Here is a 23,554-nt window from a genome sequence, read left to right on the forward strand (position 1 = left end):
AAGATCATGAATGAATTTGAGTGTTGATAATCAACACTCAATTGTATTTACTTCCCGGCTTCCGGATGGGTATCGAACGCCGCCATTACCGCCGCCAGCGCCGCTTCGCTGAAGCCATGTTTAGGATCGTCCACGCCGAGGCCGAAGCGGGTCTGCAGCCCTTCGTACAGCGCGGAGACATCGGCAAAATCGACCTTCTCCACCACGTGGTTATTCTCCCAGTGGGTAAAGTGGAAATTGGTGAGGGTCATTTTGCCGCCGTCAGGCAGATGACGGCACATCAGCAGGTGGTGACGGAAGTGGGACTGCGGCCAGTGCGCCGACCAGAAGTTACCCATCACATAATCAGACGCATACTGGCGGCCTAAATCGAAATGGTACATCGACTGCCAGTGTTCGTGATGGTTGAACTGCAGCGTCCACTCATCCCCTTCATGCACCAGACGATAGCTGCCGTGCGGCGTCTGCTGCGGGATATCGGCCAGCAGCTTGATCGGCGCGGTCAGCGTCTGGCCGCCGAAGCCAACGTCGGCTACCCAGCGCTCACCCGCCACTTCCACCAGCAATAAACGGTGAGTGCGCGGCGGCATCTGCGGCGGATTGGCCAGCACCACCCGGCCAAGCAGGCTGCGAACGTTAAAGCCTATTTCGCGCAGCGCGCGCTCCAGCAGGCCATTTTGTTCAAAACAATACCCTCCGCGGCGGCCGGCGATCAGCTTCTCTTCCAGCGCCAGGTCGTCAAGATGGATCTCGCGCGGCAGCAGGACGTCGAGGTTTTCAAAGGGGATGGCGCTGTTATGCTGCAGATGCAGTTGGCGCAAGGTATCAATGGAAACATCAGGCTCGCCCGTCCAGCCCAGACGGGAAAAATAGGCGCGTAAAAAGGGACTCATCAGGGTCTCCAGCTGTAGGTGTCCGACATTTATAGCCTATTTTTCCGCGCCGACCCTCTTTTTTGTGCGCTTGCCGTTAACCGCGCGTGCTGCGCTGCATCAGCGCCAGCGCCGTCAGCATCAGGACCAGACCGGTCAACAGCGTCAGGCTGGCCATCGCCATGCCCTGACCAACGGATCCCTGTTCAAACTGGCGCCAGATAAACACCGCCACGGTCTGCGTGCCGGCGGGGGACAGCAGCAGCGAGGTCACCAGCTCCCTGGACGCCACCGCGAACACCATCAGCATCGCCGCCAGCAGCGCCGGAAAGACCAGCGGCAGGACAATCAACCGCAGCGCCCGCAGCGGCGACGCGCCGTGCACCCGGGCGGCGGGCTCAAGGTTCGGGCCCAGCTGGCGCAGCGCGCTGCCGACATAGCGCACCGGCCAGGGCAGCAGCAGGCAGCAATAGGAGAGCAGCAGCATCCACAGCGTGTTGTAGGGCGAGCGCGGCCAGAAGGGCTGATTCCACAGCAGGATCAATCCCACCCCCACCACCACGCCGGGCAGCGCCGCCGGCATCAGCGACAACGCATCCACCACCCCGCGCCCTTTGATCTTCTGCACCATTACCAGCCAGGCGGCCAGCAGCCCCAGCGCGCCGACGATCAGTGCCGAACCTAACGCCAGCGACAGGCTGACGCCGAGGGCCGACAGGGCGTCGCCCTGCTGGTCGAACAGCGCCGCGAAGTGACGCAGCGTGACATTCTCCAGGCTCACCCCGCCCGAGAGGGTGCCCATCAGGCTGGTGAGCATCATCGAGACGGCGGGGACCCCGACCGCCAGGCCGCCGACGGCCGCCATCACCAGCAGCGCGGGCAGCGTCATCCAGCCCAGCGACGTTCCGCGGTTTTCTCCCGGTTTACCGGTGACGCTGGTGACCTCCTTCTCCCCCACCAGCCGCGTTTGCAGCCACCAGGCGAACAACGCCACCGCCATCAGCAGCAGCGACAGCAGCGCAGCGCCGGTGAGATCCACCGGCCAGTCGGCCAGCTTTTTCTCAATGCCCACCGTCAGCATCACTACTCCCGCCCGACTGCCCAGCGCCGCCGGGACGCCAAACTCCTCAATGGCGAGAGTAAACGCCAGCAGCATCCCCGCCGCCAGCGCCGGGGAGAGCATCGGCAGCGTCACGTGCCAGAAGGCGCGCCAGGCGCTGGCGCCATGGACCCGGGCGACCATCGCCAGCCGTTGCCCGCTCGCCAGCAGGCTGCGGGAGACGGCAAAGTAAACCACCGGAAAAATGTTAAAGGTCATCACCAGCACGATCCCGCTGCGGCTGAACAGCAGATCGTTTAGCTGCCAGCCGGTCAGCTGCTGCAGATAGCCCTGGCTTTGCAGAGCCAGCATCCACGAGAGCGCCGAGATATAGGGCGGCGTCAGAAAGGGGATCAAAAACAGCAGGTCCCACAGCCGGGGCAGCGGCAACGAAAACATACCGCGCAGAATACCGAGCGGCAGGCCGATCATCACGCTGGCCAGCGCCACGCCGCCGGCAATCCACAGCGTACCGCCGAGCATCGACGGCAGCTGGGGGTCGGCCAGCAGCGGCGAGACGCCGCCAAAGGCGTCATGGAGCGAACCGGCGCTAAAATGGGGAAAAATCGCCTGCAGCAGAATAAACAACAGCGGTAACGCGACCAGCAGCGTCAGGGCGGCAAGCGTCACGCCGGAAAGGAATTTTTGTTTCACAGCGGTTCCTGAAACGAAGCGTTCTCCGGCGGCCAGCGCCGGAGAACCGTGTCAATTAGTGGGCATACAGCTGACTGAAGCGGCTGAGGACGGCGCTACGCTCGCTACTCCCCTCGCCGCTGGTGGGCAAGACCTTCAGCGCGTCCAGCAGCGGGCGTTTGGCGGCCACATCGCGGCGAGCGGGCATCAGCCAGGCGTCGGCGACCCGCGCCTGACCTTCCGGCGACAGCACGTAATCGATAAAGGCTTTGGCCTCGTCGGCTTGCTGGCTGGTTTTGAGGATCATCATCGGGCGCGGGGCGATCACCGTCCCGCTGGCCGGGAAAATCACCTTCAGCGACTCGCCCTGCTGAATATTGCCGTAGGAGACATAATCCACCGCGCCGAACACCGCCGCTTTCGCCCCCTGCATCACCGGCGTCACCGCCTGGGCGTTGGGGCCGCTGACCACCATGCCGTTCTTTTTCAGATCGTCAAACAGCTGCCAGGCCTGGTCGCCCATGCTGTTTTGCAGGCCAATCAACAGATCCAGCGACGCGCCGGAGAGCGACGGGTCGGGCGTGGTCACCTTGTCTTTAAACGCCGGCTGGGTGAGGTCGCGCCACTCTTTCGGCTCCGGAGTGCCGCTTTTGCTGTTCCAGACGATGCCAAGCGCCGAGACTCCCTGGGCGATATAGTCCGCCGATTTCAGATTAGCCGGTACCTTGTCGGCATTGGCGCTGTGAAAAGGCAGCAACCAGCCCCGGTTGTGCAGATCCTCCGCGGTATCCCATGAAGCGGAGATCAGCACATCCGCCTGCGGGTTGGCCTGCTCGGCCTCCAGACGGGCCATCACTTTGCCGGTGGTGGCCTGGAAAACGGTCACCTTCACCCCGGTCTGTTGTTCAAAACCACTGGCCAGGCTTTTCGCCAGCGAGCCGGGGCCGGCGGTGTAAACGGTCAGCGCATGGGCGCTGGAGAGCATCATGGCGGAGAGAGCCATCGCGAGTACCACTCCTTTCTTAACGGTCATAACGGTGTTCATGCAACTTCCCCTGAGGTTGGCGTAACGGCGCGGACAGCGGCCACGCGGCCCGCGGATAAATGGACGATCCGGTCGGCTAACAGGTCGGCTTCACGGCGGTCGTGGGTGACATACACGGCGGTGGTGCCGAGCTGTCGCAGCAGGCGGCTCATTTCACCACACAGCGATTCGCGCAGTTCGCTGTCCAGGTTGGAGAGCGGCTCATCAAACAGCAGCACCCGCGGCGCGGCGACGATCGCCCGCGCCAGCGCCACCCGCTGCTGCTGGCCGCCGGAAAGGCCTGAAGGTTTACGTTCCGCAAAGCCGTCGAGGCCCACCCGCGCCAGCGCCTCGCTCACCCGGCGCTCGCGTTCGGCGCGGGCAACGCCGCGCATGCGCAGCGGAAAGGCGACGTTCTGCGCCACGCTCATATGCGGCCAGAGGGCGTAATCCTGGAAAACCATGCCGATATCGCGCTGTTCCGGGGGCAATCCCCATCCTGCGCGGGCGACCAGCCGATCGCCAAAGCGGATTTCACCGCTGGCCGGCACGCTCAGCCCGGCCAGCAGGCGCAGCAAGGTGCTTTTGCCGCAGCCGGACGGGCCCAGCAGCGCCACAATGCTGCCGGGTTCGATATGCAGCGAGAAGCCATCGAGAATGGAGGTCTCTGCGAAAGCGAATGAGACCGCCTGCAGAGTGATAGGGGTTAGCGCGCGCATTGTCGCCCTCCCTTGCGGGAAAGCAACCCCTGCCCGGCGGTCGACATCCGACGGGGCGCGCTCACCTGGGATAACATCAGGGGAGCCAACATATTGTGATCCTCTTTGGGACTTTGTGCTGGCGACTATAGCCAGACGAGATGACGTATTGATTACATTTTCATTGCGGCTTAACGTGTTACCTGCCAACCGACCCATTACTCAAGGAACGCCTATGAGCCGCTTTCGCCACGTGGAACTGCAGTATGCCAGCCGCCTGCTCAACCACGGCCCGACCATTTTGATCACCAGCTACGACGCTGCCTCCGACCGGCGCAACGTCATGGCCGCCGCCTGGTCGATGCCGGTGGAATTCGCCCCGCCGCGGGTGGCTATCGTGGTGGATAAAAGCACCTGGACGCGGGAAATCATCGAGCGCAACGGCACCTTCGGCATCGTGGTTCCCGGCGTGGCCGCCGCCAGCTGGACCTACGCGGTCGGCAGCGTCAGCGGCCGCGATGAAGACAAATTCAATGCTTACGGAATTCCGGTGGTGAGCGGCCCGGAACTGGGACTGCCGCTGATCGAGGAGAAGTGTCTGGCATGGATGGAGTGCCGCCTGCTGCCGGCGACGGCGGCCCAGGAGCAGTACGATACGCTGTTTGGCGAAGTGGTTTCCGCCGCCGCCGATGAGCGCGCGTTTGTCACCGGACGCTGGCAGTTCGATGACGATAAGATCAATACCCTGCATCATCTGGGAACCGGCAATTTTGTCGCCAGCGGCCGCCACGTGCGGGCAAACTCCCTCGACGAATAAACCGTACTCGACGATGTCGGCAGGGTCCTGCTGACATCGGGCGCCTGAACGTCATGGCCCCGCCAGCAGACGATGACGATTTAGCCCTGTAGATCAGACCTCGTGGCAGTATAGGGATCTCACCCCGGACGGGAGAACCTATCGCTATAATGACAACGTGCATCAATACCAGGCGGTGAGCGGCGATTTTTACAAGCTGACCTTCGCCCCGACGTTCAAAGTGGGCGATGTGTTTGATATCAAAGCGAGGCCGGAGATCCGCTTCTTTGTCACGTGGATGAACTGGGATAAAGACCTGGATCGCTATGCGATCAACGATGATTTCGGCAGTAAAGGCTTTACCGCCGGAGGAAACTGGAACTTTGGCGTGCAGACGGAGATTTGGTTTTAATAAAGTAACCCGTCCGGGGCAAACGCCTGGACGGGTTGATTTATATACACGCTGTTACTTAACGCCAACGGCCGCTGCAAAGTCCTGCTGTTTTAAACCTGTAGCTTCACGTATCGCTTTCACGTCAATTTCGCTGAAGGTATGAACGTGCTGCTCCTTCGGCATTTGTTGACCTTTCTCGATCCTGACCATTTCTTCTGCACTCGCCAGCAGATCGGCAAACAATTCGTCTTTCATATACACCTCAGTTGGCTCTCTGGCGCTTAGGATAGATGAACATGATGTTTCTCTCAGTGCGTAGCCGGAGAAGCCCCTGCCGGAGGCGGCGCAAAGCACCTTGTCCGTTGGACAGATGCGCAGCATCGCCTCCGGGGCGCCGGGTTACATGCTATAACCCGGCTTCTTAATCAACTGCGCCATCTGCGGGGCGATCTCGCTGTCCCACACCGCCTGCCATGCGTCCGGCTCAACCTGAGTAAGCGCGACGCTGACCGCGCCCTCTTTACTGTTCAGATGGCGGATCAGCACCTCGGTAATGTCGGCGGCCAGCGCGGTTTTTTGTTCGTCAGTCAGTTCACGGGGAAAGCATTTAATATCAACATGCGGCATAGCAAAGACTCCTTGTGGTGAAGGCCATAACGCTACCACAGAATGGCGGTTGCGGTTGACATCGCGTGCGTTAAATCAGCTTGTTACGTCGTAGCGCCGCGGCCAGCTCCGGTCGCTGATAGACCGCCAGGGCGACGGCGGCAAATTTGGGCGTATGGGCGTTAAACCACGCCTGCCTGGGCCCCCAGCTATACATCGCCGCGATATAGCAGTCCAGGAGGGTAACCGACGCGCCCAGCGCCCAGGGCCCGGCGACCAGCTGCTGTTCGAACCAGAGATAGAGGTTGTTCCGGTACTGGCGACAATTTTCCACCAGCTGCTCCGCCGCGGCGGGCGCCCAGCGTTCCGGGTAGTCGGCATAGGTAAAGGTGGGATAGACATTCGCCACCAGCCAGATCAGCAGACGCTGAAACTGCTGACGCTGCGGCGTCCCCGGCGCGGGGGCCAGATCGGGGCGCTGGTCGAGGATCATCAGCGCGATGGCGGCGGTTTCGGTCATGATGCTGCCGTCGGCCAGCCTGAGGGTGGGCACCTGGCACAGCGGGTTAATCTGCCGCAGGCGCTCGCGCGCCGGGCCGGGCTGGTCAAAGCCCTCGACGTCAACCACCTCGTAGGGAATATCGGCCAGGGAGAGCATCAGCTCGCTAATCGTCGAGCCCCATCCCGGCACGCCATATACGGTAATCATGGTCTGCCTCCAGGGTAAAGCCTAAGTGTAGGCAGAAAATTGCCGCTCACCCACCCGGCATACCCTGGCCCTGGCGGTTAGTAGGTGATCCCCGGCGGGTTGACCACCGACTGCGCCACCGCTTCGCCCTGCTCTCCCCAGCGCGCCAGCACCTGTTGATATTCACCGCGGGCGATCGCCCCGTCGAGGGCGGCCTGCAGGGCAAAGACCAGACCGTTGCCTTTTTTAGTGGTCGTCGCCACCCACGCTTTTTTCGGCCCCAGGCCTACCACCCGGGTCTGGCCGTTAAGGGCCGCTTTATAGGCGGCCACCGACTGCGGACCGAAAAAAATATCCGCCCGCCCGGACTGGATATAGAGGTTGCCGGAGGCATCATCGGTCAGGTAGACCGGCTGGGCCGGCGGCCGCCCGGCGGCCCGGTTGTCCTCATTCCAGCCCAGCAGGATCCGCTCCTGATTGGTGCCGGACCCAACGATCACTTTGCGCCCGGCAAGGTCCGCAGGTCCATGCACCGCGGCGATGTCGCTGGTGGATTTCACCGAGAAGGCCAGAGAGTCCACCCGATAGGTGGCGAAATCGAACTTCTCTTTGCGCTTCTCGGTTACCGCAATATTAATCAGCGCCACGTCATAGCGGCCGGCGGCGATGCCCAGCGGCCAGTCCTCCCACGCGGTGGGCACCAGCCTGAGCTTCAGGCCAAGGCTCCCGGCCAGCAGGCGGGCTATATCCGGGTCGCTGCCGATCCGCGTGCGGTTGTCGCTGGCCAGCAGCGCCAGCGGCGGCGAATTGAGCGCCGAGATCGCCACCGTCAGCGTCCCCGGCTCCACGAAACGGTAGCCCGGCGGAATTTTCGCTATCGCCTGCGGGTCGCGAGTGACCGGCAATGGCTGCTCATTGGCGCGCAGATCCAGCGCCGCGTGAGCGTCCAGCGCCAGGGCGCTGAATACAAGGGTCGCTATCGCTCTGTTCATGACGGCAGCACCCTGGATAAAAACTGCCGGGTACGCGGATGCTGCGGATGGTTGAGCACCTCGTCGCTGCTGCCCTGCTCGACGATCCTGCCGTCGACCATAAACACCACCTGGTCGGCCACCTCGCGGGCAAAGCCAACCTCGTGGGTGACCACCACCAGCGTGGTGCCAGAGCGCGCCAGCTTCTTGATCACATCCAGCACCTCGCCCACCAGCTCCGGATCCAGCGCCGAGGTGGGCTCATCAAACAGGATCACCCGCGGGTCCAGCGCCAGCGCCCGGGCTATGGCGATACGCTGCTGCTGGCCGCCGGAGAGATGCCGCGACCAGGCGTCGGCTTTATTGCGCAGTCCGACGACGTCCAGCAGCTCCCAGGCACGGGCAATGGCTTCTTTGCGCGTGACCTGCCTGTGGGCGATCGGCGCCTCTATCAGGTTCTCCAGCACCGTCAGGTGCGGAAACAGGTTAAAGTTCTGGAACACGTAGCCGACGTTGATCCGCTGGCGGAGGATCTCCTTCTCTTTCATCTCATACAGCTTGTCGCCTTTGCGGCGATAGCCAATATAGTCGCCATCAATCTGAATAAACCCCTCATCGACGCGCTCGAGGTGATTAATGGTGCGCAGCAGCGTGGACTTGCCCGAACCGGAAGGGCCGAGGATCACCGTCACCGTGCCCGGAGGTATCTCCAGCGACACATCGTCCAGCGCCTTGTGGCGGCCATAGTATTTGCTGACCCCGGTGATAGAGATATGGCCATTACGAGAGCTGGGCATGGACGGCCTCCTGGGGCTGTGGTTGACGTGCGGGTTGATTCAGACGGCTGCCACGGGCGCTGTTCACCGCCGAGCGGCGCTCACTGCGCGCCAGGCCACGTTCCACCAGGTACTGAATGGCGGAGAGGACGCTGGTGATAACCAGATACCAGGCGGCGCCGACCATCAACAGCGGGATCACCTCCTGGGTACGGTTGTAGATCATCTGGATGGTGTAGAACAACTCCGGCATCGCCAGGACGTACACCATCGCCGTTCCTTTCGCCAGACTGATGATCTCATTGAAGCCGGATGGCAGGATGGTGCGCAGCGCCTGCGGCAGAATAATGCGCAGCGTGCGTCGCCAGGCGGGTAGCCCCAGCGCGGCGGCGGCTTCATACTGCCCGTGGTCAACGCCGAGGAAGCCGCCGCGAATAATCTCCGCGGTATAGGCGCTCTGCACCAGGGTCAGGCCCACCACCGCCGTGGAGAATTGCCCCAGCACGTTTATCGTCTGGTAGCTGGCCCAGGTGACGCCGGTAAACGGGATCCCCAGCGACAGGGTGTCGTAGAGATAGGAGAAGTTGTAGAGAATGATCAGCACGACAATCAGCGGCAGCGAGCGAAACAGCCAGATATAGCCCCAGGCGAGGCTGCTGAGCAGCCACGATGAGGACAAGCGGGCCAGCGCCAGCAGGCCGCCGAAGATCACGCTCAGCACCGTGCCAAGCAGGGTCAGAAGCAGGGTTTGCCCCAGCCCTTCGAGGATCACCGGGTCGAAGAACCAGCGGGCGAAGACGCCCCACTCCCAGCGCGGGTTAAAGGCCACCGACTGGATCACCACCGCCAGCACCAGCAGGGCCACCAGGGCCCCGACTACCCGCAGCGGATAGCGCGCCGGCACCACTTTGATCGTTTCAGATGAATGCATCATGCCTCCTCAGGCGCTGTGGCTGAAGGCGCTCACCGCCAGCGCTTTAGTGAACCGCAGTCGGCCATCGTAGGGCGGCTGACTGTACTCTTCGGGGTCTCGCGCGAGGTCGAACTGCGCCTCATACCCCTGGCTGAGATAGAGCTTGACCGCCTCCGGCTGACGAAAGCCGGTGGTCAGGTAGATATGGCTGTACCCGGCCAGCACCGCCCGCCGCTCCAGCTCCTGAACCACTTTCGCCGCCAGCCCCTGCTGGCGCAGACGGCGGTGCGTCCAGATACGTTTGATCTCTGCGGTGTGGCGATCCTTCGGCTTATAAGCGCCGGTGGCGATAATTTCGCCCTCACGCTCAAGGACGATAAACAACCCCTGCGGCGGCAAATACCACTCGCTCAACTCCACTTCCGCATCGCGGGAAAAATAGTCACCGTAGCGGGCGGCGTATTCGGCAAACAGCCCGCTAATAATCGGCTGCAGCTCCGGTGCGTCCGGAGAAATATCGCGGAATGCTTCGCTCATCGCGCCTCCTGTCAGTCGCCCAGTCCGGGCGGGTTGATCTCCGATTGCGGAATGCTTTCCACTCCCTCTCCCCAGCGGTTAAGCACGTTGGCATAGTCCCCGCTGGCGATAGCGCCGTTCAGCGCCGCCTGGACGGCATTCACCAGCCCGCTGTCTTTTTTCAGCGTCACCGCGATATGCGCCGCTTTCGGCCAGCCACCGTCAACGCTGCCCACCAGTTTGGTTTTGCCGGTCAGCGCCGCCTTCCACGCGCCAATCACATTGGGGCCGAAAAAGGCATCGGCTCGTCCGGTCTGCAGCGCCAGAGTCTGGGCTGCATCATCCTTGGTGTAGACCGGGGTAAACGGCTTCAGCCCTTTTTTGACGTTCTCCGCGTTCCACGCCAGGAGGATCGCCTCCTGGTTGGTACCGGAGCCGACGATAATCTTCAGCCCGGCGATGTCTTCCGCCTTGTCAATCTTGCTCAGCGGACTGCTGCTTTTGACGTAGAAGCCCAGCGAGTCTTTGCGGTAGGTGGCGAAATCGAACTTCTCTTTCCGCGCTTTGGTGACCGTAATATTGCTGATCGCGGCATCATATTTGCCGGAGGTGACCCCTAGCGGCCAGTCTTCCCAGGAGGTGGGAACCACGTTCACCTCCAGCCCGAGACTCTCCGCCACCAGCCGGGCGATATCCGCCTCGCTGCCGAGCAGGGTTTTGTTGTCATCGGCGAAGACCGTCAGCGGCGGTGAGTTCAGGGCCGCCACCGCGACGGTAAATTTCCCCGGCACCGCCAGATGCAGATCTTTCGGCAACAGGGCAATGGCCTGCGGGTTTTTCGCTGTGTGAATGGGCGTTTTGTTGGCCTCAAGGCTTACCCCGGTGCCATTGATCTTGACGTCCTGTGCCCACGACGAGGCGCTAAATGCCAACGCGACGGCCAGCAAGAGTGTTGTTTTCTGCATAGCGTGATTCTCTTTTCTTATTTTTTGAATTGATTAGCGGGTAGCGCCAGGCCCAGACTTTCCCGCAGGGTGGCGCCCGGATAGTCGCGACGGAACAGGCCGCGCGCCTGTAACAGAGGCACCACCTCATCCACAAAGCGCGGAAAGGTTTCCGGCGTGCCGCCCTGAATAATGAAGCCGTCCGCCGCGCGCTGTTCGAACCACAGTTGCAGGCCATCGGCGACATCGCTGGCGGTGCCGGTAAAGCGCGGACGCGGGCTCGCTGCCTCCAGGGCCACCTGGCGCAGGGTTAATCCGCGCTCGCGGGCGTGACGTTTAATCTCGTCGGTGGTACTGCGGAAGCTGTTTTGCCCGAGGTCGCCAATATCCGGGAACGGTTCATCGAGCGGATACTGCGAAAAATCATGGTGTTCGAAATACCGCCCCAGATAGTTCAGCGCATCCTCGATGGAGACCAGCGCCGCGGTGGTCTGGTACTGGCGCTCCGCGTCTTCGGCGTCATCGCCGACAATGACGCTGACGCCCTGGAAAATATGCAGCTGATCCGGGGTGCGCTGCCAGGCCGCCAGCTGGCTTTTCACGTCCTGATAAAATGCCTGCGCCTCGGTCAGCGATTCCTGATGGGTAAAAATGGCATCGGCGTGGCGTGCGGCTAATTTTTTGCCATCGTCCGATGCGCCAGCCTGGAAAATAATCGGTCGTCCCTGCGGCGTGCGGGCAATATTCAGCGGTCCGGCCACTTTAAAGAAATCGCCGTGATGATCGAGCGTATGCAGCTTATTTTTGTCAAAGAACTGACCGGTCGCTTTATTGCGCACAAAGGCATCCTCTTCCCACGAATCCCACAAGCCTTTCACCACCTGCAGATATTCATCGGCAATGCGATAGCGCAGCGCATGATCCGGATGCTGGGCCCGGGAGAAGTTTTTCGCCGACCCTTCCAGCGGCGAAGTGACCACGTTCCAGCCCGCCCGCCCCTGGCTTAAATGGTCGAGGCTGGCGAACTGGCGGGCGGTGGTAAACGGCTCGCTGTACGAAGTGGATAAGGTCCCCACCAGCCCCAGCCGCCGGGTGACCGCGGCCAGCGCGGAAAGCACCGTTAAAGGTTCGAAGCGATTTAAAAAATGGGGAATCGATTTTTCATTAATATATAAACCGTCGGCGACAAAAATAAAATCCAGTTTTCCCGCTTCCGCTTTTAACGCCGTCTCTGTAACAAAATCAAAATTAATACTGGCGTCCGCTTGCGCCGCCGGATGACGCCAGGCGGACATATTTCCCGATGCGCCATGTAATATCGTCCCCAGACGCAATTGTCGATTTTCAGACATAGCTACCCCTTCCCCTGTCATCCATTAAATGTGTTGTAATGCCTGCTCCGCCAGACGGGCGAAATAGTGCGCTGCGGGTGCAATAAGCCGTTCGTCCGGATTAAATGCCGGATGGTGCAGACCATATTCGCTGGCGCTGCCGATACTGACGAACGCCCCGGGAATATGCTGAAGATAGACCGCAAAATCTTCACCGCCGAGATGCAGATCGGCGTGGTGGGTGCGGTACCCGGCCTGGGCCGCTACCTCGCTGGCGAAGTCGGCCCAGCGGGCGTCATTGACCAGCGCCGTCGGGCCGGCATACCAGAAGACGTCAATCTGCGCGCCAAAGGCGCTGGCGAAACCGGCCGCAATCTCGCTGACCCGGGCCTTGACCCGCTGCTGCACTTCACTGCTGTGGGTGCGCAGCGTCCCCTCCAGCTCGACGCTCTCCGGCAGCACGTTCCAGGTATTGCCTCCCTGGATCCGCGTCACGCTGAGCACCACCGAGTCGAGGGTGTTCACTTCCCGGCTGGCCACGCTCTGCAGCACCGTCACCAGCTGGCTGGCCAGCAGGATCGCATCCTTGCCTTCGTGGGGGCGGGCGGCATGCGCGCCCTTTCCGGTCACTTTGAAGACGAAGCGGTCGACGTTGGCGTAGAACGCGCCGCCGCGGGTGGCAAATTCGCCCACCGGCAGGCCGGGCTCATTGTGCATGCCAAAGATCGCCGACACCTCCTCCAGCGCCCCGGCGCGGATCAGGGTTTTCGCCCCGCCAAAATTTTCCTCCGCCGGCTGGAACAGGATCCGCACCCGCCCCGGGAGTTCCGCTTCCCGATCCTTCAGCAGCAGCGCCGCTCCCAGCATTACGCTGGTGTGAATATCGTGCCCGCAGGCATGCATCACCCCTTGATTCTGCGAGCGGTAAGGCAGACCGGTCGCCTCCTCGATGGGCAACGCGTCGATATCCGCCCGCAGGGCTATCACCTTGTCGCCGCTGCCGACTTCGGCCACCAGCCCGGTTTTCAGATCGTAGGGCAGCAGGGTCAACCCACCGCTTTGCAGCCAGTCGCGGATCCGCGCAGTGGTGGCCACCTCCTGCAGGGAGAGCTCCGGGTTCTGGTGCAGCTCGCGCCGCCAGCTAATCAGTTGTTGTTCAAAGGACATTCAGCACCGCCTTGCCGTAGTGAGCCTGCGCCAGCAGGCGCAGAGAGCGCAGGCGCGCAGGCCCGTCGCTAATGGGGGTATCAATGATGAGTTCATCCAGCTGATCTTCCGCCTGCAGCGCGTCCAGCCGGGCTTTCACCTCTTCGGGGGTACCCGATATCAGCGAAGATTCGCGGCGGGCGATACGGGTGGGACGGCTACCGGCCTGGCGGGCAAAGGCAACGGCCTGCGCCTCACTGCCGACGGTCACCCGCTGGCCGTTCTCCAGCTCAACGCCCCACGCCTCCACCTGCTGCGCCAGCGCGGCGGCGGTAGCGGGATCGTCGGCGACCACCACCTGCACGGCGACAATCGCCTCGCGCGGGCTCAGCTCGCGCCAGCGGTTGAGCACTGTACGGCGCAGCGCGCTGTCGCCATTGAGATGGGCGGCAAAGACAAAGTTCCAGTCAAGGCGGGCCGCCAGTTCAGCACTCTCCAGGCTGGCGCCGAGCAGAAAACCGTCTGCCCGGCGCGGTGGGATCGGCGTGGCGCGCAGACTCTCTTCCCCTCCGGGCTCAGTCAGCGACAGCCAGTTATCCAGCTGCGCCAGCTGGTCGGCAAAGGCGCCTTTCTCTTCCTGATGCAGGCCCTGCTGCAGCGCGCGGGTGGAGAGCGGCAGGCCACCAGGCGCCTTGCCGACCCCGAGATCGATGCGGCCCGGCGCGAGGGCGGACAGCAGGTTGAAGTTTTCCGCAACCTTATAGGGGCTATAGTGCTGGAGCATGACGCCGCCGGACCCGAGGCGGATCCGCCGGGTGTGGCCCAGCAGCCAGGCGATAACCAGCTCCGGCGAGGGGCTCGCCAGCTGATCGGTATTGTGATGTTCGGCGACCCAGAAGCGGTGATAGCCCCAGGCTTCGGCGTGTTGCGCCAGCGTTAATGTACGCGCCAGCGCCTGCGCGGCGGTTTCCCCGGCGGCAAGCGGACTTTTATCCAGGATACTGATTCGATAAGACATTTCGCAGGCTCATATGAAAGTACGTGCCTGCATTATTAAAATCTCTGCTAACTATTGAGAAACAATTAATTCACATGTGTACTGCTGAAAATTAGATATGCCCGCCTGACCGCTGCGCTTCCAGCTCGCGGAGCAGCGCCTCGGCCTGCCGAGGACTGCGTAGCCGGACGAAGCGAATATGACGATATTGCGGATCCTGCATATCGGCCAGATAGCGTCGGCGATTCTGCCGCCAGGTTTTCAGCGTCCAGAGGATGATGGATTCCCGGCTGCAGAACGAACGGCGGAAACTCTCGCGGTTGCCGGTGCCCGGCCACAGCTCCTGACGTCGCCACGCCCGGCTCGCGGCCCGCCACACCGCCTGGCGCAGCGTGCGCCAGAGGCCATAATCCAGCCAGATCACCAGATCCACTTCGCGCCATTTAACCCCGCGGCTGCGATTGTAGTTGCCATCCAATACCCAGCCCGGGGTGGCCGTCGCGGCGGCAATGGCGGCGAAAAACGCCTCATCCGGCGCGCCCTGCCAGTTCGGCCGCCAGTACAGGCGATCCAGTTCGATGCACGGCAGCCCCAGCCTGTGCGCCAGGCGACGAGCCAGGGTGGATTTGCCTGAGCCGCTGGTGCCGACCACGTTGATGTTCATCTCTGTTTCTCCCTGGTAGCCATTTCCGTTGTTTGTCGCCTTTGCCCGGATGGGAAAAGGCAGTATGTACAGCCGCTTACGACAGCAAGCAAAAGGCAAAAAATTTCCGGCTGATCGCCCCACCTGTCATCCCGCGCCAGTGGAGATAGCGCCGCCGCCAACAAAGCAGTCTTTATCCAGCGTCAGGCTGGCGATCTTATGCACCGGGCCTCGCATACAGACCTGAAAATCCGCGCCGAAGGTGATGCGCAGCTGGCCGCCTGGCATGTTGACCTCCACCCGATCGTCCACCTTCCCTAACCGGCGCATGGCGCTGGCCGCCGCGCAGCTGCTGCTCCCGGAGGCCATCGTAAACCCGGCGCCCCGCTCCCAGATACCAATCTTCAGCGTATGGCGATCGACAACTTCCACGAACTGCACATTGCAGCGTTTGGGGAACAAAGGATGATGTTCAATTTGCGGCCCTAAGCGATGAACCTGTTCCAGGTCGAGCTTATCCACGAGGACAACGCAGTGGGGATTGCCCATAGAGACCAGCACGACGGACAGGGTTTCATCCGCCAGCGGCAAGGGATAATTCACCGCCTCGGGCAAATTCACCAGGGCGGGTAACGCCGCCGGATTGAAATTCGCCCGCCCCATGTCGACGCTAATCTGATGAAAATCGCTCTCCACGGTGCAATAGACGTCTCCGCCCGCCGTGTGCACTAAAAAGGGCTCATGCCCGACACGACCGATATCAAACAGATAGCGCGCATAGATCCGTAGCCCATTCCCGCTTTTCTCCGCCTCGGAGCCGTCCGGATTGATAATACGCAGCGTGGGGTGGGTTCGATCGCCGCTGTCGATCAGGAGACCATCAGAACCGACGCCATAGTGGCGATGGCACAGAATTCGAATATGCTCGTTGCTCAGCTGGTCGGCAACGGCGCGATGGCATACCAGGTAATCATTACCCAGTCCGTGATATTTATGAAAGTGCAAGGGGGTCATTGTGTAGGTCGCCTGGCGCTACGGGTATGGTTTTACATCTTACAATACCTGCCCCGGCAGAATGAATTAAACAATAAGGGTTAACCGCTCTGTTCATTCTGCTCCCCTGCAGGCATCACGCTTCCTCCGCCTGCGCGGCGCCGTGACCGACGCGGAAGCCATTTATGCTGGAGTAACCGGATATTAACATCAAAACCACTGATGATAATGGCTAAAAAATGGTCGTGGATGACCGGTTAAACGCCGGGCTGCGACCCGGCGAGCAGGTGGCCATCGCCCGTGGATAACGGATGCAAAAGCAGCGAACTGCGCCTCCGCCGTCCCCTGACAACCTCGCGCTTACCCCAGTCGACGCCAGCATACCAGCGCTTTCATTCTGTTGCGGGAAACTCTGCGACGCTGATCTCATTGATAAATCTGTCAAATGCTATCGGTAAATGTTTTAGGTGCGTAACTATTAGGTTACGTGTAGGATTCAGCGCCATGTCTGAGCTTATCTCCTACGTCAGAATGATGAGAAAGCCAGCATAATGTGCCAGCCGTCCTCCACGCCGGCTGCAAACATGGGCATTGACAGGAAACTGATACATCAATGAATACGAAACACGACACTGCAGCGGAGCACCATGCTGCAAAACGCCACTGGCTCAACTCACATGAAGCGGGTTATCACAAAGCGATGGGCAACCGTCAGGTACAGATGATCGCCATCGGCGGCGCCATCGGTACCGGTTTGTTCCTCGGCGCCGGGGCACGTTTACAAATGGCAGGGCCAGCGCTCGCACTGGTCTATCTGGTCTGCGGCATCTTCTCTTTCTTTATTCTTCGCGCCCTCGGCGAACTGGTTCTCCACCGCCCCTCGAGCGGCAGCTTCGTCTCCTATGCCAGGGAATTCCTCGGCGAAAAGGCCGCCTACGTGGCCGGCTGGATGTACTTCGTTAACTGGGCAATGACCGGGATCGTCGATATCACCGCCGTGGCGCTGTATATGCACTACTGGGGCGCGTTTGGCGATGTGCCGCAGTGGGTCTTCGCCCTCGGCGCGCTGGCCATCGTCGGCACCATGAACATGATCGGCGTGAAGTGGTTCGCCGAGATGGAGTTCTGGTTCGCGCTGGTCAAAGTGCTGGCGATCGTCGCGTTTCTCGTGGTTGGCACCATTTTCCTCGGCTCCGGTAAGCCGCTGGACGGTAATGCCACCGGCTTCCACCTGATCACCGATAACGGCGGCTTCTTCCCGCACGGCCTTCTGCCGGCGCTGGTGCTGGTGCAGGGCGTGGTCTTCGCCTTCGCCTCCATTGAGCTGGTGGGCACCGCGGCCGGTGAGTGTAAGGATCCGGAGACGATGGTGCCGAAGGCCATCAACAGCGTGATCTGGCGTATCGGCCTGTTCTACGTCGGGTCGGTGGTGCTGCTGGTGCTGCTGCTGCCGTGGAACGCCTACCAGGCGGGACAGAGCCCGTTCGTTACCTTCTTCTCAAAACTGGGCGTACCGTATATCGGCAGCGTGATGAACATCGTGGTGTTAACCGCCGCCCTCTCCAGCCTCAACTCCGGCCTCTACAGCACCGGGCGTATTCTGCGCTCCATGTCGATGGGGGGCTCCGCGCCGAAGTTCATGTCGAAGATGAGCCGTCACCACGTCCCTTACGCCGGGATCCTGGCGACGCTGGCGGTGTACGTGGTCGGGGTGTTCCTCAACTATCTGGTGCCGTCGCAGGTGTTTGAGATCGTCCTCAACATCGCTTCGCTGGGGATCATTGCATCCTGGGGCTTCATCGTGGTGTGTCAGATGCGTCTGCGCAAAGCGATTAAGGAAGGAAAAGCGGCTCAGGTGAGCTTCAGAATGCCAGGGGCGCCGTTCACCTCCTGGCTGACGCTGCTGTTCCTGTTTAGCGTACTGGTGCTGATGGCCTTCGATTATCCGAACGGTACCTATACCATTGGCTCCATCCCGTTGCTGGCGGTGCTGCTGGTGGCGGGCTGGTTTGGCGTGCGTAAACGCGTGCATGCGATTCACAGCACAGCGCCGACGCTCAAGCAGTAAATGGCAGGACTCCCGGTTTGTCCATCGCGGGCAAACCGGGAGGTCAGGACTTAGTTATCCTCAACCAGCTGCGACACGTCGCTGCTGTTAATTTCCCGCTTATTACCAGACTCATCGATATAGCTGGTCATCCCCGTTTCTTTATCCAGCTGCGGCTTGCCGTGGGTGACGATCGTCTGACCGCTTTTGGTGGTCATAACGTAGTTGGACGAACAGCCTGCCAGCAGCGCCAGCATCGCGCCGGCGCAAATCACCATGAATGGTTTTTTCATTTTATCTCCACTGATTACCACTGCCCGCGCGAGGCGGGAAAGCGATAAGTGTATAACCTTCAGGTTTATCAGGCCAATACGCGTTTGTAACAGAGGGTGAGATGCCGGGCGCAACCACCGGTAGCAATGGTCGTCGCGCCCGGGACCTTACAGGGCGATGCGGATCACATCGTCCGGCGCCGTGGCCTCTTTCTCACGGCTGGATGCTTGTTTCACGCTGACGTACAGCGTTTTGCCGTCATCAGAGAGCGCCAGGCTGTTGGGATGGGTGGGCGTTTTAAAGGTCTTCACCACCTTATAGCTCTTGCCGTCGATAACGCTCACTTCCCCCGCCTTACGGTGCGTCACATAGGCTTCATTGCGGGTGGGGTTAAACAGCACCGCCAGCGATTCCGGCGCGGTGATTTTCTCCAGCACTTTGCCGTCGCGGGTATCGACCACCAGCACTTCCGGCTGCTTGCTGTCGGTAATAAAGGCGCGGTGACCGGCGGTATCGAGGCTCAGGTTAAGGTAGAAATGCGCCTTGCCGTCATCCAGCAATTTTTTGCGCGACACAATGGTGTTGCTCTCGCTGTCGATGGTCAGCAGTTCGCCGTCAGCATTGGTGGTATAAAGGCGTTTCGCCTGCGGATCGATCGCCAGGCCGGTGGCCATCGCCCCGGTGCCGGTAATCGTCGTTTTCAGCTTCAGGGTAGCGCCATCCACCACCCAAATCACGCTCTCTTTGCCCAGACCGGTAATGTAGATAGTGTTGGTCTGCTCATTGACCGCCAGCTCGCGCGGCTGCAGCGGGCGCACGGTTTCACTGCGCTGACGCTCGTCCAGCACCAGTCGCCCCTTCACTGCGCCGGTTTTGGCGTCAATGGCGGTGACGGTGCTGTCGACGGTATTACCAAACCACAGCGTACCGGTGGCATGGTTGATAGCGGCGCCAAACGGCTTCAGATCGTTGTGAATAATCTGCGTCACGTCGAGGGTGGTGGGGTCAAGACGATAAACAATCCCCCCTTTGTCCAGCGAACGACTTTGCGAAGTGGCGACCCACAGCGCGTTCTCCTGCTGGCTGTAGGCCATTTCGTAGGCCCCTTTCCCGACGGCCTTGCGCAGCATCTCTTCCGCGGCGTGGGCGCTAAAGCTGCCTGCCAGCAGCAGAGAAGTGAATAACAGTGAATGGCGCAGACGCGGCGCGGCAAACTGACGTAATGACATGACGACTCCCTTTGATAAACCTGTATGTGCTGACCCGACATCGCTTCCGGCGGCAAAGTCATAGCTCTGCCTTATTTTGAATGCGAATAGTAATCATTAATCATCTCAAAGTGGAGCGCTAATTGTTGTTGCCCGGTAAATTCGTCAGCCTGGAGCACTATCCGTTAACCAACGGCAGTTAATAATTTTCAAATATTTTACAAACGGGGTAACATATATACATATGTTCCATTTGGTTCGTCTCCCGAGTACTATCGATGAAAATCCTATCCGTGCGACACGCGGCCCTGCCGGCCCTGCTGCTGCCGCTCATCGCCGCCGCCCAGGCCGCCGATGAACAAACCATGGTGGTGACCGCTGCGCCAACCACTGTTTCTGAACTGGATACCCCCGCCGCCGTCAGCGTGGTCAATGGGGATGAGATGCGCCAGGCCGCGCCGCGCGTCAACCTCTCTGAATCGCTGGGCGCCGTGCCGGGCCTGCAGGTGCAGAACCGACAAAACTATGCCCAGGATCTGCAGCTGTCGATTCGCGGCTTTGGCTCCCGCTCTACCTACGGCGTGCGCGGGCTGCGCATCTATGTGGACGGCATCCCGGCGACCATGCCCGACGGCCAGGGGCAGACCTCCAATATCGATATCGGTAGCGTCGACACCCTCGAGGTGCTGCGCGGCCCCTTCTCTGCCCTCTACGGTAACTCGTCCGGCGGGGTGATCAATGTCACCAGCCAGACCGGCACCCAGCCGCCCACCGTGGAAGCCAGCAGTTACTATGGCAGCTTCGGCACCTGGCACTACGGGATGAAAGCCACCGGCGCCGTTGGCGACGGCAGCCACGCAGGCGATGTGGATTACACGGTGTCGACTAACCGCTTCACCACCCATGGCTATCGCGATCACAGCGGCGCGCGCAAAAATCTGGCCAATGCCCGGCTGGGGGTGCGCATCAACGACGTCAGTAAGCTGACGCTGCTGCTGAACAGCGTTGATATCAAAGCCAATGACGCCGGCGGCTTAACCGCCGATGAATGGCGCGATAACCCGCGCCAGTCGCCGCGCGGCGACCAGTATAATACCCGCAAGGATACCCGGCAGACCCAGGCTGGCCTGCGCTACGAGCGTCAGCTGAGCGACCAGGACGATCTCAGCGTCATGATGTACGCCGGGGAACGCGAAACCACCCAGTACCAGTCGATCCCGCGCGCGCCGCAGCTGAAGCCGAGCCATGCCGGCGGGGTGATCGACCTCACCCGCCACTACCAGGGGATCGATACCCGGCTGACCCATCGCGGCGAGCTGCTGGTGCCGGTCACCCTGACCGCCGGTCTTGACTACGAGAACATGAGCGAGCGCCGCAAGGGCTATGAAAACTTTGTGATGGTCAACGGCGCGCCGCAGTATGGCGAACAGGGCGCGCTACGCCGTAACGAACGTAACCTGATGTGGAACGTCGACCCTTACCTGCAAACCCAGTGGCAGCTCACCGACAAACTTTCGCTTGATGCCGGGGTGCGCTACAGCTCGGTATGGTTCGACTCGAATGATTACTACATCACCCCAGGCAATGGCGACGACAGCGGCGATGCCAGCTATCACAAATGGCTGCCCGCAGGCTCGCTGAAGTATGCCCTGACCGACGCCTGGAACGTTTACCTCTCCGCTGGCCGCGGCTTCGAGACGCCGACCATTAACGAGCTGTCATACCGCGCCGATAACCAGAGCGGTCTCAATTTCGGCCTGAAGCCCTCCACCAACGACACGGTGGAGATCGGCAGCAAGACGCGGATCGGCAATGGGTTGCTCACCGCCGCCCTGTTCCAGACCGATACCGATAATGAGATCGTTGTCGACAGCAGCAGCGGCGGGCGCACCAGCTATAAAAACGCCGGCAAGACCCGTCGTCAGGGGATGGAGCTGGGACTGGATCAGCAGTTTGGCGAGAGCTGGCGCCTGAAGGCGGCCTGGACCTGGCTTGACGCGACCTATCGCACCAATGTCTGCGGCGACGCCAGCTGCAACGGCAACCGTATTCCGGGGATCGCGCGCAATATGGGTTACGCCTCCTTCGGCTATCAGCCGGAGCAGGGCTGGTACGCCGGGAGCGATATTCGCTACATGAGCGACATCATGGCGAATGACGAAAACACCGCCAAAGCCCCTTCCTGGACGGTGGTCGGCCTGACGACCGGCTATAAGTGGAGCTATGGCAGGATGGATATGGATCTGTTCGGCCGGGTCGACAACCTGTTCGACCGCGAATACGTCGGGTCCGTCATCGTTAACGAGTCCAACGGACGCTACTACGAGCCCGCGCCGGGACGCAACTACGGTATCGGGCTGAACCTCGCCTGGCGCTTCGAGTAACGCCCGGCTTCGCCCGCGGACCGGCGGGCGAAGGCGTTACCCTCAGGCGCTGGCGCCCGAGGCGCTGATTAAAGCAGGTTTCTCAGGGACAATTCGAAAATGATCTTTTCCGCCTGGCAGGAGAAGGCGATGGACAGATCGAGTTTCACCTCGTCGCCGGCGGCGGCGAGCGTGTAGTCAACCTGCGGTGGTTCACTGGCCGGCGCCGCCGCGGCGGCACGCTCGCGAACGGCGGCTACGGTTGACTCCGCTTCCTCGCGGCTCGGGAATAATTTCTCAGCCCGGTAGACGCAGTCCTCGTTATCAATAATTGTCCCGACATCAATGGCGCAGCCTTTGGTGCTGCATTTATCTACTACATCTTTCATCGTCATAACCTCTTGAGTTTTCTTAAGGATAAGAATCCGCTCGCCGAAAAGCAAACCATTAATATCCGTAAGGATTAGCGATTTTTATTCTATCGCGCCGCGCAGGACGCTAGCTTGCGCCATCGCAAGGCGAGGCATGATGATGCAGGACCGCCGCGACTCACCGCGCGATTGCCCCTGCAACCGTGCTAGCCATCACACTATTCTGCACACTTTCTCGTCTGCCTCTCGCCGCAGCGTTAGTCTGGTCACAGAACAACGCCAACAAGGAGCTGCTATGGCACTGCCAATAATGATTGATTGCGATCCGGGACATGATGACGCGATCGCCCTGGTCCTCGCCCTCGCCTCGCCGGAGCTGGAGGTGAAAGCCGTCACCGCCTCCGCAGGCAACCAGACCCCGGAGAAGACTCTGCGCAACGTGCTGCGTATGCTGACCCTGCTGAACCGCGCGGATATTCCGGTCGCCGGCGGCGCGTGGAAGCCGTTAATGCGCGATCTGATCATTGCCGATAACGTGCACGGGGAAAGCGGACTGGATGGCCCGAACCTGCCGGAGCCGGCCTTTGCGCCGCAAAACTGCACCGCCGTCGAGCTGATGGCCAGGGTGCTGCGCGAAAGTCAGGAGCCGGTGACGCTGGTGGCCACCGGGCCGCAGACGAACGTGGCGTTGCTGCTCGCCAGCCATCCTGAGCTGCACGCGAAGATCGCCCGCATCGTGATCATGGGGGGCGCTATGGGGCTGGGCAACTGGCAGCCGGCGGCGGAGTTTAATATCTACGTCGATCCGCAGGCGGCGGAGATGGTCTTTCAGTCGGGGATCCCGGTGGTGATGGCAGGCCTGGATGTCACCCACCGGGCGCAGATCCTTCCTGCGGATATTGAGCGATTCCGCCAGATTGGCAATCCGGTATCGACCATCGTCGCCGAACTGCTCGACTTCTTTATGGCCTACCATAAGGACGAAAAGTGGAGCTTCGACGGCGCGCCGCTGCACGACCCCTGCACCATCGCCTGGCTCCTCAAGCCGGAGCTCTTTACCACTATCGAGCGCTGGGTCGGCGTGGAAACGGAAGGCAAATATACCCAGGGGATGACGGTGGTCGATTACTACCATCTGACCGGCAATCCGCCCAATACCACCCTGATGCAGGATGTGGACCGCGAAGCCTTTGTCGATCTGCTCGCCCAGCGGTTAGCCTTTTACGCCTGATATTCATGCAGCGCCTCTCTT

21 protein-coding genes and 3 pseudogenes are annotated in these 23,554 nt (G+C 61.1%); 5 read left to right on the top strand and 19 right to left on the bottom strand.

The window, feature by feature from the left end; translation table 11 throughout:
• Positions 1-47: 47 nt before the first annotated feature.
• The 4 genes from nhoA to MKR05_RS05055 form a co-directional block, all read right to left on the bottom strand.
• Positions 48-893, bottom strand: a complete 846-nt coding sequence (gene nhoA, locus MKR05_RS05040) for an N-hydroxyarylamine O-acetyltransferase (RefSeq protein WP_017900510.1) — start codon at positions 891-893, stop codon at positions 48-50.
• A gap of 76 nt (positions 894-969) precedes the next feature.
• Complete coding sequence (locus MKR05_RS05045; RefSeq protein WP_087824034.1) at positions 970-2,625, bottom strand: iron ABC transporter permease; 1,656 nt, start codon at positions 2,623-2,625, stop codon at positions 970-972.
• A gap of 55 nt (positions 2,626-2,680) precedes the next feature.
• Complete coding sequence (locus tag MKR05_RS05050) at positions 2,681-3,649, bottom strand: ABC transporter substrate-binding protein (RefSeq protein ID WP_023289865.1); 969 nt, start codon at positions 3,647-3,649, stop codon at positions 2,681-2,683.
• On the bottom strand, positions 3,646-4,347 hold the full coding sequence (locus MKR05_RS05055) for an ABC transporter ATP-binding protein (RefSeq protein ID WP_087824035.1): 702 nt from the start codon (positions 4,345-4,347) through the stop codon (positions 3,646-3,648). The genes MKR05_RS05050 and MKR05_RS05055 overlap by 4 nt, the downstream gene beginning before the upstream one ends.
• A 214-nt stretch (positions 4,348-4,561) precedes the next feature.
• Here MKR05_RS05055 and MKR05_RS05060 point away from each other — a divergent pair, with 214 nt between their 5' ends.
• Both MKR05_RS05060 and MKR05_RS05065 read left to right on the top strand, forming a co-directional pair.
• Entirely contained in the window at positions 4,562-5,143 is a 582-nt protein-coding gene (locus MKR05_RS05060; RefSeq protein ID WP_023289867.1) for a flavin reductase family protein, read from the top strand.
• A 97-nt stretch (positions 5,144-5,240) separates the two neighbouring features.
• Positions 5,241-5,534: pseudogene (locus MKR05_RS05065) on the top strand (carbohydrate porin); the annotation flags it as partial.
• Between the two features lie 60 nt (positions 5,535-5,594).
• On the opposite strand, the pseudogene MKR05_RS05070 reads toward MKR05_RS05065, so the two are convergent.
• The 12 genes and pseudogenes from MKR05_RS05070 to dapF form a co-directional block, all read right to left on the bottom strand.
• Positions 5,595-5,771: pseudogene (locus MKR05_RS05070) on the bottom strand (transcriptional regulator); the annotation flags it as partial.
• Between the two features lie 144 nt (positions 5,772-5,915).
• Positions 5,916-6,143 carry a tautomerase PptA gene (gene pptA, locus MKR05_RS05075; RefSeq protein WP_004891592.1) on the bottom strand — a complete coding sequence of 76 codons (228 nt, stop codon included), beginning with the start codon at positions 6,141-6,143 and terminating at the stop codon, positions 5,916-5,918.
• A gap of 70 nt (positions 6,144-6,213) precedes the next feature.
• Positions 6,214-6,831 carry a glutathione S-transferase family protein gene (locus MKR05_RS05080; RefSeq protein ID WP_023289870.1) on the bottom strand — a complete coding sequence of 206 codons (618 nt, stop codon included), beginning with the start codon at positions 6,829-6,831 and terminating at the stop codon, positions 6,214-6,216.
• Between the two features lie 77 nt (positions 6,832-6,908).
• Positions 6,909-7,760, bottom strand: coding sequence for a transporter substrate-binding domain-containing protein (locus MKR05_RS05085; RefSeq protein WP_072198978.1), 852 nt, complete (start codon positions 7,758-7,760; stop codon positions 6,909-6,911).
• A 38-nt stretch (positions 7,761-7,798) separates the two neighbouring features.
• On the bottom strand, positions 7,799-8,578 hold the full coding sequence (locus MKR05_RS05090) for an amino acid ABC transporter ATP-binding protein (protein WP_032453069.1): 780 nt from the start codon (positions 8,576-8,578) through the stop codon (positions 7,799-7,801).
• Positions 8,562-9,488: an amino acid ABC transporter permease gene (locus tag MKR05_RS05095; protein WP_023289874.1), complete on the bottom strand. Its 927-nt coding sequence runs from the start codon at positions 9,486-9,488 to the stop codon at positions 8,562-8,564. Before MKR05_RS05095 ends, MKR05_RS05090 begins: the two co-directional genes overlap by 17 nt.
• Positions 9,489-9,497: 9 nt before the next feature.
• Positions 9,498-10,007: a GNAT family N-acetyltransferase gene (locus tag MKR05_RS05100; protein WP_004202731.1), complete on the bottom strand. Its 510-nt coding sequence runs from the start codon at positions 10,005-10,007 to the stop codon at positions 9,498-9,500.
• Between the two features lie 11 nt (positions 10,008-10,018).
• Positions 10,019-12,282: pseudogene (locus MKR05_RS05105) on the bottom strand (NtaA/DmoA family FMN-dependent monooxygenase).
• 24 nt (positions 12,283-12,306) lie between these two features.
• The gene (locus tag MKR05_RS05110; RefSeq protein ID WP_048297620.1) at positions 12,307-13,428 is read right to left on the bottom strand and encodes a M20 peptidase aminoacylase family protein; all 1,122 of its coding nucleotides are present in this window, start codon (positions 13,426-13,428) and stop codon (positions 12,307-12,309) included.
• Positions 13,418-14,425: an MsnO8 family LLM class oxidoreductase gene (locus tag MKR05_RS05115; protein WP_048335871.1), complete on the bottom strand. Its 1,008-nt coding sequence runs from the start codon at positions 14,423-14,425 to the stop codon at positions 13,418-13,420. Before MKR05_RS05115 ends, MKR05_RS05110 begins: the two co-directional genes overlap by 11 nt.
• A 91-nt stretch (positions 14,426-14,516) precedes the next feature.
• A complete protein-coding gene (locus tag MKR05_RS05120) occupies positions 14,517-15,068 on the bottom strand; it encodes a (d)CMP kinase (protein ID WP_044523492.1) in 552 nt (183 codons plus the stop codon).
• A 126-nt stretch (positions 15,069-15,194) separates the two neighbouring features.
• Positions 15,195-16,061, bottom strand: coding sequence for a diaminopimelate epimerase (gene dapF, locus MKR05_RS05125; protein WP_050533414.1), 867 nt, complete (start codon positions 16,059-16,061; stop codon positions 15,195-15,197).
• A 592-nt stretch (positions 16,062-16,653) separates the two neighbouring features.
• Here dapF and ansP point away from each other — a divergent pair.
• Entirely contained in the window at positions 16,654-18,108 is a 1,455-nt protein-coding gene (gene ansP / locus MKR05_RS05130; protein WP_023289881.1) for an L-asparagine permease, read from the top strand.
• 50 nt (positions 18,109-18,158) lie between these two features.
• Here the strand turns inward: ansP and MKR05_RS05135 are convergent, their stop codons facing one another.
• Positions 18,159-18,380 (bottom strand): YgdI/YgdR family lipoprotein, encoded by a 222-nt coding sequence (locus tag MKR05_RS05135; protein WP_002906779.1) that lies wholly within the window; start codon positions 18,378-18,380, stop codon positions 18,159-18,161.
• Positions 18,381-18,527: 147 nt separating this feature from the next.
• The gene (locus MKR05_RS05140) at positions 18,528-19,589 is read right to left on the bottom strand and encodes a YncE family protein (RefSeq protein ID WP_032453078.1); all 1,062 of its coding nucleotides are present in this window, start codon (positions 19,587-19,589) and stop codon (positions 18,528-18,530) included.
• A 257-nt stretch (positions 19,590-19,846) separates the two neighbouring features.
• On the opposite strand from MKR05_RS05140, the gene pqqU reads away from it, so the two are divergent.
• Positions 19,847-21,952, top strand: a complete 2,106-nt coding sequence (pqqU, locus tag MKR05_RS05145) for a TonB-dependent receptor PqqU (protein WP_023289883.1) — start codon at positions 19,847-19,849, stop codon at positions 21,950-21,952.
• A gap of 68 nt (positions 21,953-22,020) precedes the next feature.
• Here the strand turns inward: pqqU and MKR05_RS05150 are convergent, their stop codons facing one another.
• Complete coding sequence (locus MKR05_RS05150) at positions 22,021-22,320, bottom strand: DUF406 domain-containing protein (RefSeq protein WP_020481014.1); 300 nt, start codon at positions 22,318-22,320, stop codon at positions 22,021-22,023.
• Positions 22,321-22,597: 277 nt separating this feature from the next.
• Between MKR05_RS05150 and rihA the strand changes: the two genes are divergently transcribed.
• Positions 22,598-23,533: a pyrimidine-specific ribonucleoside hydrolase RihA gene (gene rihA, locus MKR05_RS05155; RefSeq protein ID WP_284118097.1), complete on the top strand. Its 936-nt coding sequence runs from the start codon at positions 22,598-22,600 to the stop codon at positions 23,531-23,533.
• Positions 23,534-23,554 lie beyond the last annotated feature (21 nt).

The sequence above is a fragment of the Klebsiella sp. K5-204 genome, assembly GCF_030128585.1.
Taxonomy (GTDB): Bacteria; Pseudomonadota; Gammaproteobacteria; order Enterobacterales; family Enterobacteriaceae; genus Klebsiella; species Klebsiella quasipneumoniae.

Excerpts from the sequence above, each read along its gene's own strand:
- nhoA (WP_017900510.1), bottom strand. The coding sequence starts at position 893 with ATGAGTCCCTTTTTACGCGCCTATTTTTCCCGTCTGGGCTGGACGGGC.
- MKR05_RS05050 (WP_023289865.1), bottom strand. The coding sequence starts at position 3,649 with ATGAACACCGTTATGACCGTTAAGAAAGGAGTGGTACTCGCGATGGCT.
- MKR05_RS05055 (WP_087824035.1), bottom strand. The coding sequence starts at position 4,347 with ATGCGCGCGCTAACCCCTATCACTCTGCAGGCGGTCTCATTCGCTTTC.
- MKR05_RS05060 (WP_023289867.1), top strand. The coding sequence starts at position 4,562 with ATGAGCCGCTTTCGCCACGTGGAACTGCAGTATGCCAGCCGCCTGCTC.
- pptA (WP_004891592.1), bottom strand. The coding sequence starts at position 6,143 with ATGCCGCATGTTGATATTAAATGCTTTCCCCGTGAACTGACTGACGAA.
- MKR05_RS05080 (WP_023289870.1), bottom strand. The coding sequence starts at position 6,831 with ATGATTACCGTATATGGCGTGCCGGGATGGGGCTCGACGATTAGCGAG.
- MKR05_RS05090 (WP_032453069.1), bottom strand. The coding sequence starts at position 8,578 with ATGCCCAGCTCTCGTAATGGCCATATCTCTATCACCGGGGTCAGCAAA.
- MKR05_RS05095 (WP_023289874.1), bottom strand. The coding sequence starts at position 9,488 with ATGCATTCATCTGAAACGATCAAAGTGGTGCCGGCGCGCTATCCGCTG.
- MKR05_RS05100 (WP_004202731.1), bottom strand. The coding sequence starts at position 10,007 with ATGAGCGAAGCATTCCGCGATATTTCTCCGGACGCACCGGAGCTGCAG.
- MKR05_RS05110 (WP_048297620.1), bottom strand. The coding sequence starts at position 13,428 with ATGTCCTTTGAACAACAACTGATTAGCTGGCGGCGCGAGCTGCACCAG.
- MKR05_RS05115 (WP_048335871.1), bottom strand. The coding sequence starts at position 14,425 with ATGTCTTATCGAATCAGTATCCTGGATAAAAGTCCGCTTGCCGCCGGG.
- MKR05_RS05120 (WP_044523492.1), bottom strand. The coding sequence starts at position 15,068 with ATGAACATCAACGTGGTCGGCACCAGCGGCTCAGGCAAATCCACCCTG.
- dapF (WP_050533414.1), bottom strand. The coding sequence starts at position 16,061 with ATGACCCCCTTGCACTTTCATAAATATCACGGACTGGGTAATGATTAC.
- ansP (WP_023289881.1), top strand. The coding sequence starts at position 16,654 with ATGAATACGAAACACGACACTGCAGCGGAGCACCATGCTGCAAAACGC.
- MKR05_RS05135 (WP_002906779.1), bottom strand. The coding sequence starts at position 18,380 with ATGAAAAAACCATTCATGGTGATTTGCGCCGGCGCGATGCTGGCGCTG.
- MKR05_RS05140 (WP_032453078.1), bottom strand. The coding sequence starts at position 19,589 with ATGTCATTACGTCAGTTTGCCGCGCCGCGTCTGCGCCATTCACTGTTA.
- pqqU (WP_023289883.1), top strand. The coding sequence starts at position 19,847 with ATGAAAATCCTATCCGTGCGACACGCGGCCCTGCCGGCCCTGCTGCTG.
- MKR05_RS05150 (WP_020481014.1), bottom strand. The coding sequence starts at position 22,320 with ATGAAAGATGTAGTAGATAAATGCAGCACCAAAGGCTGCGCCATTGAT.
- rihA (WP_284118097.1), top strand. The coding sequence starts at position 22,598 with ATGGCACTGCCAATAATGATTGATTGCGATCCGGGACATGATGACGCG.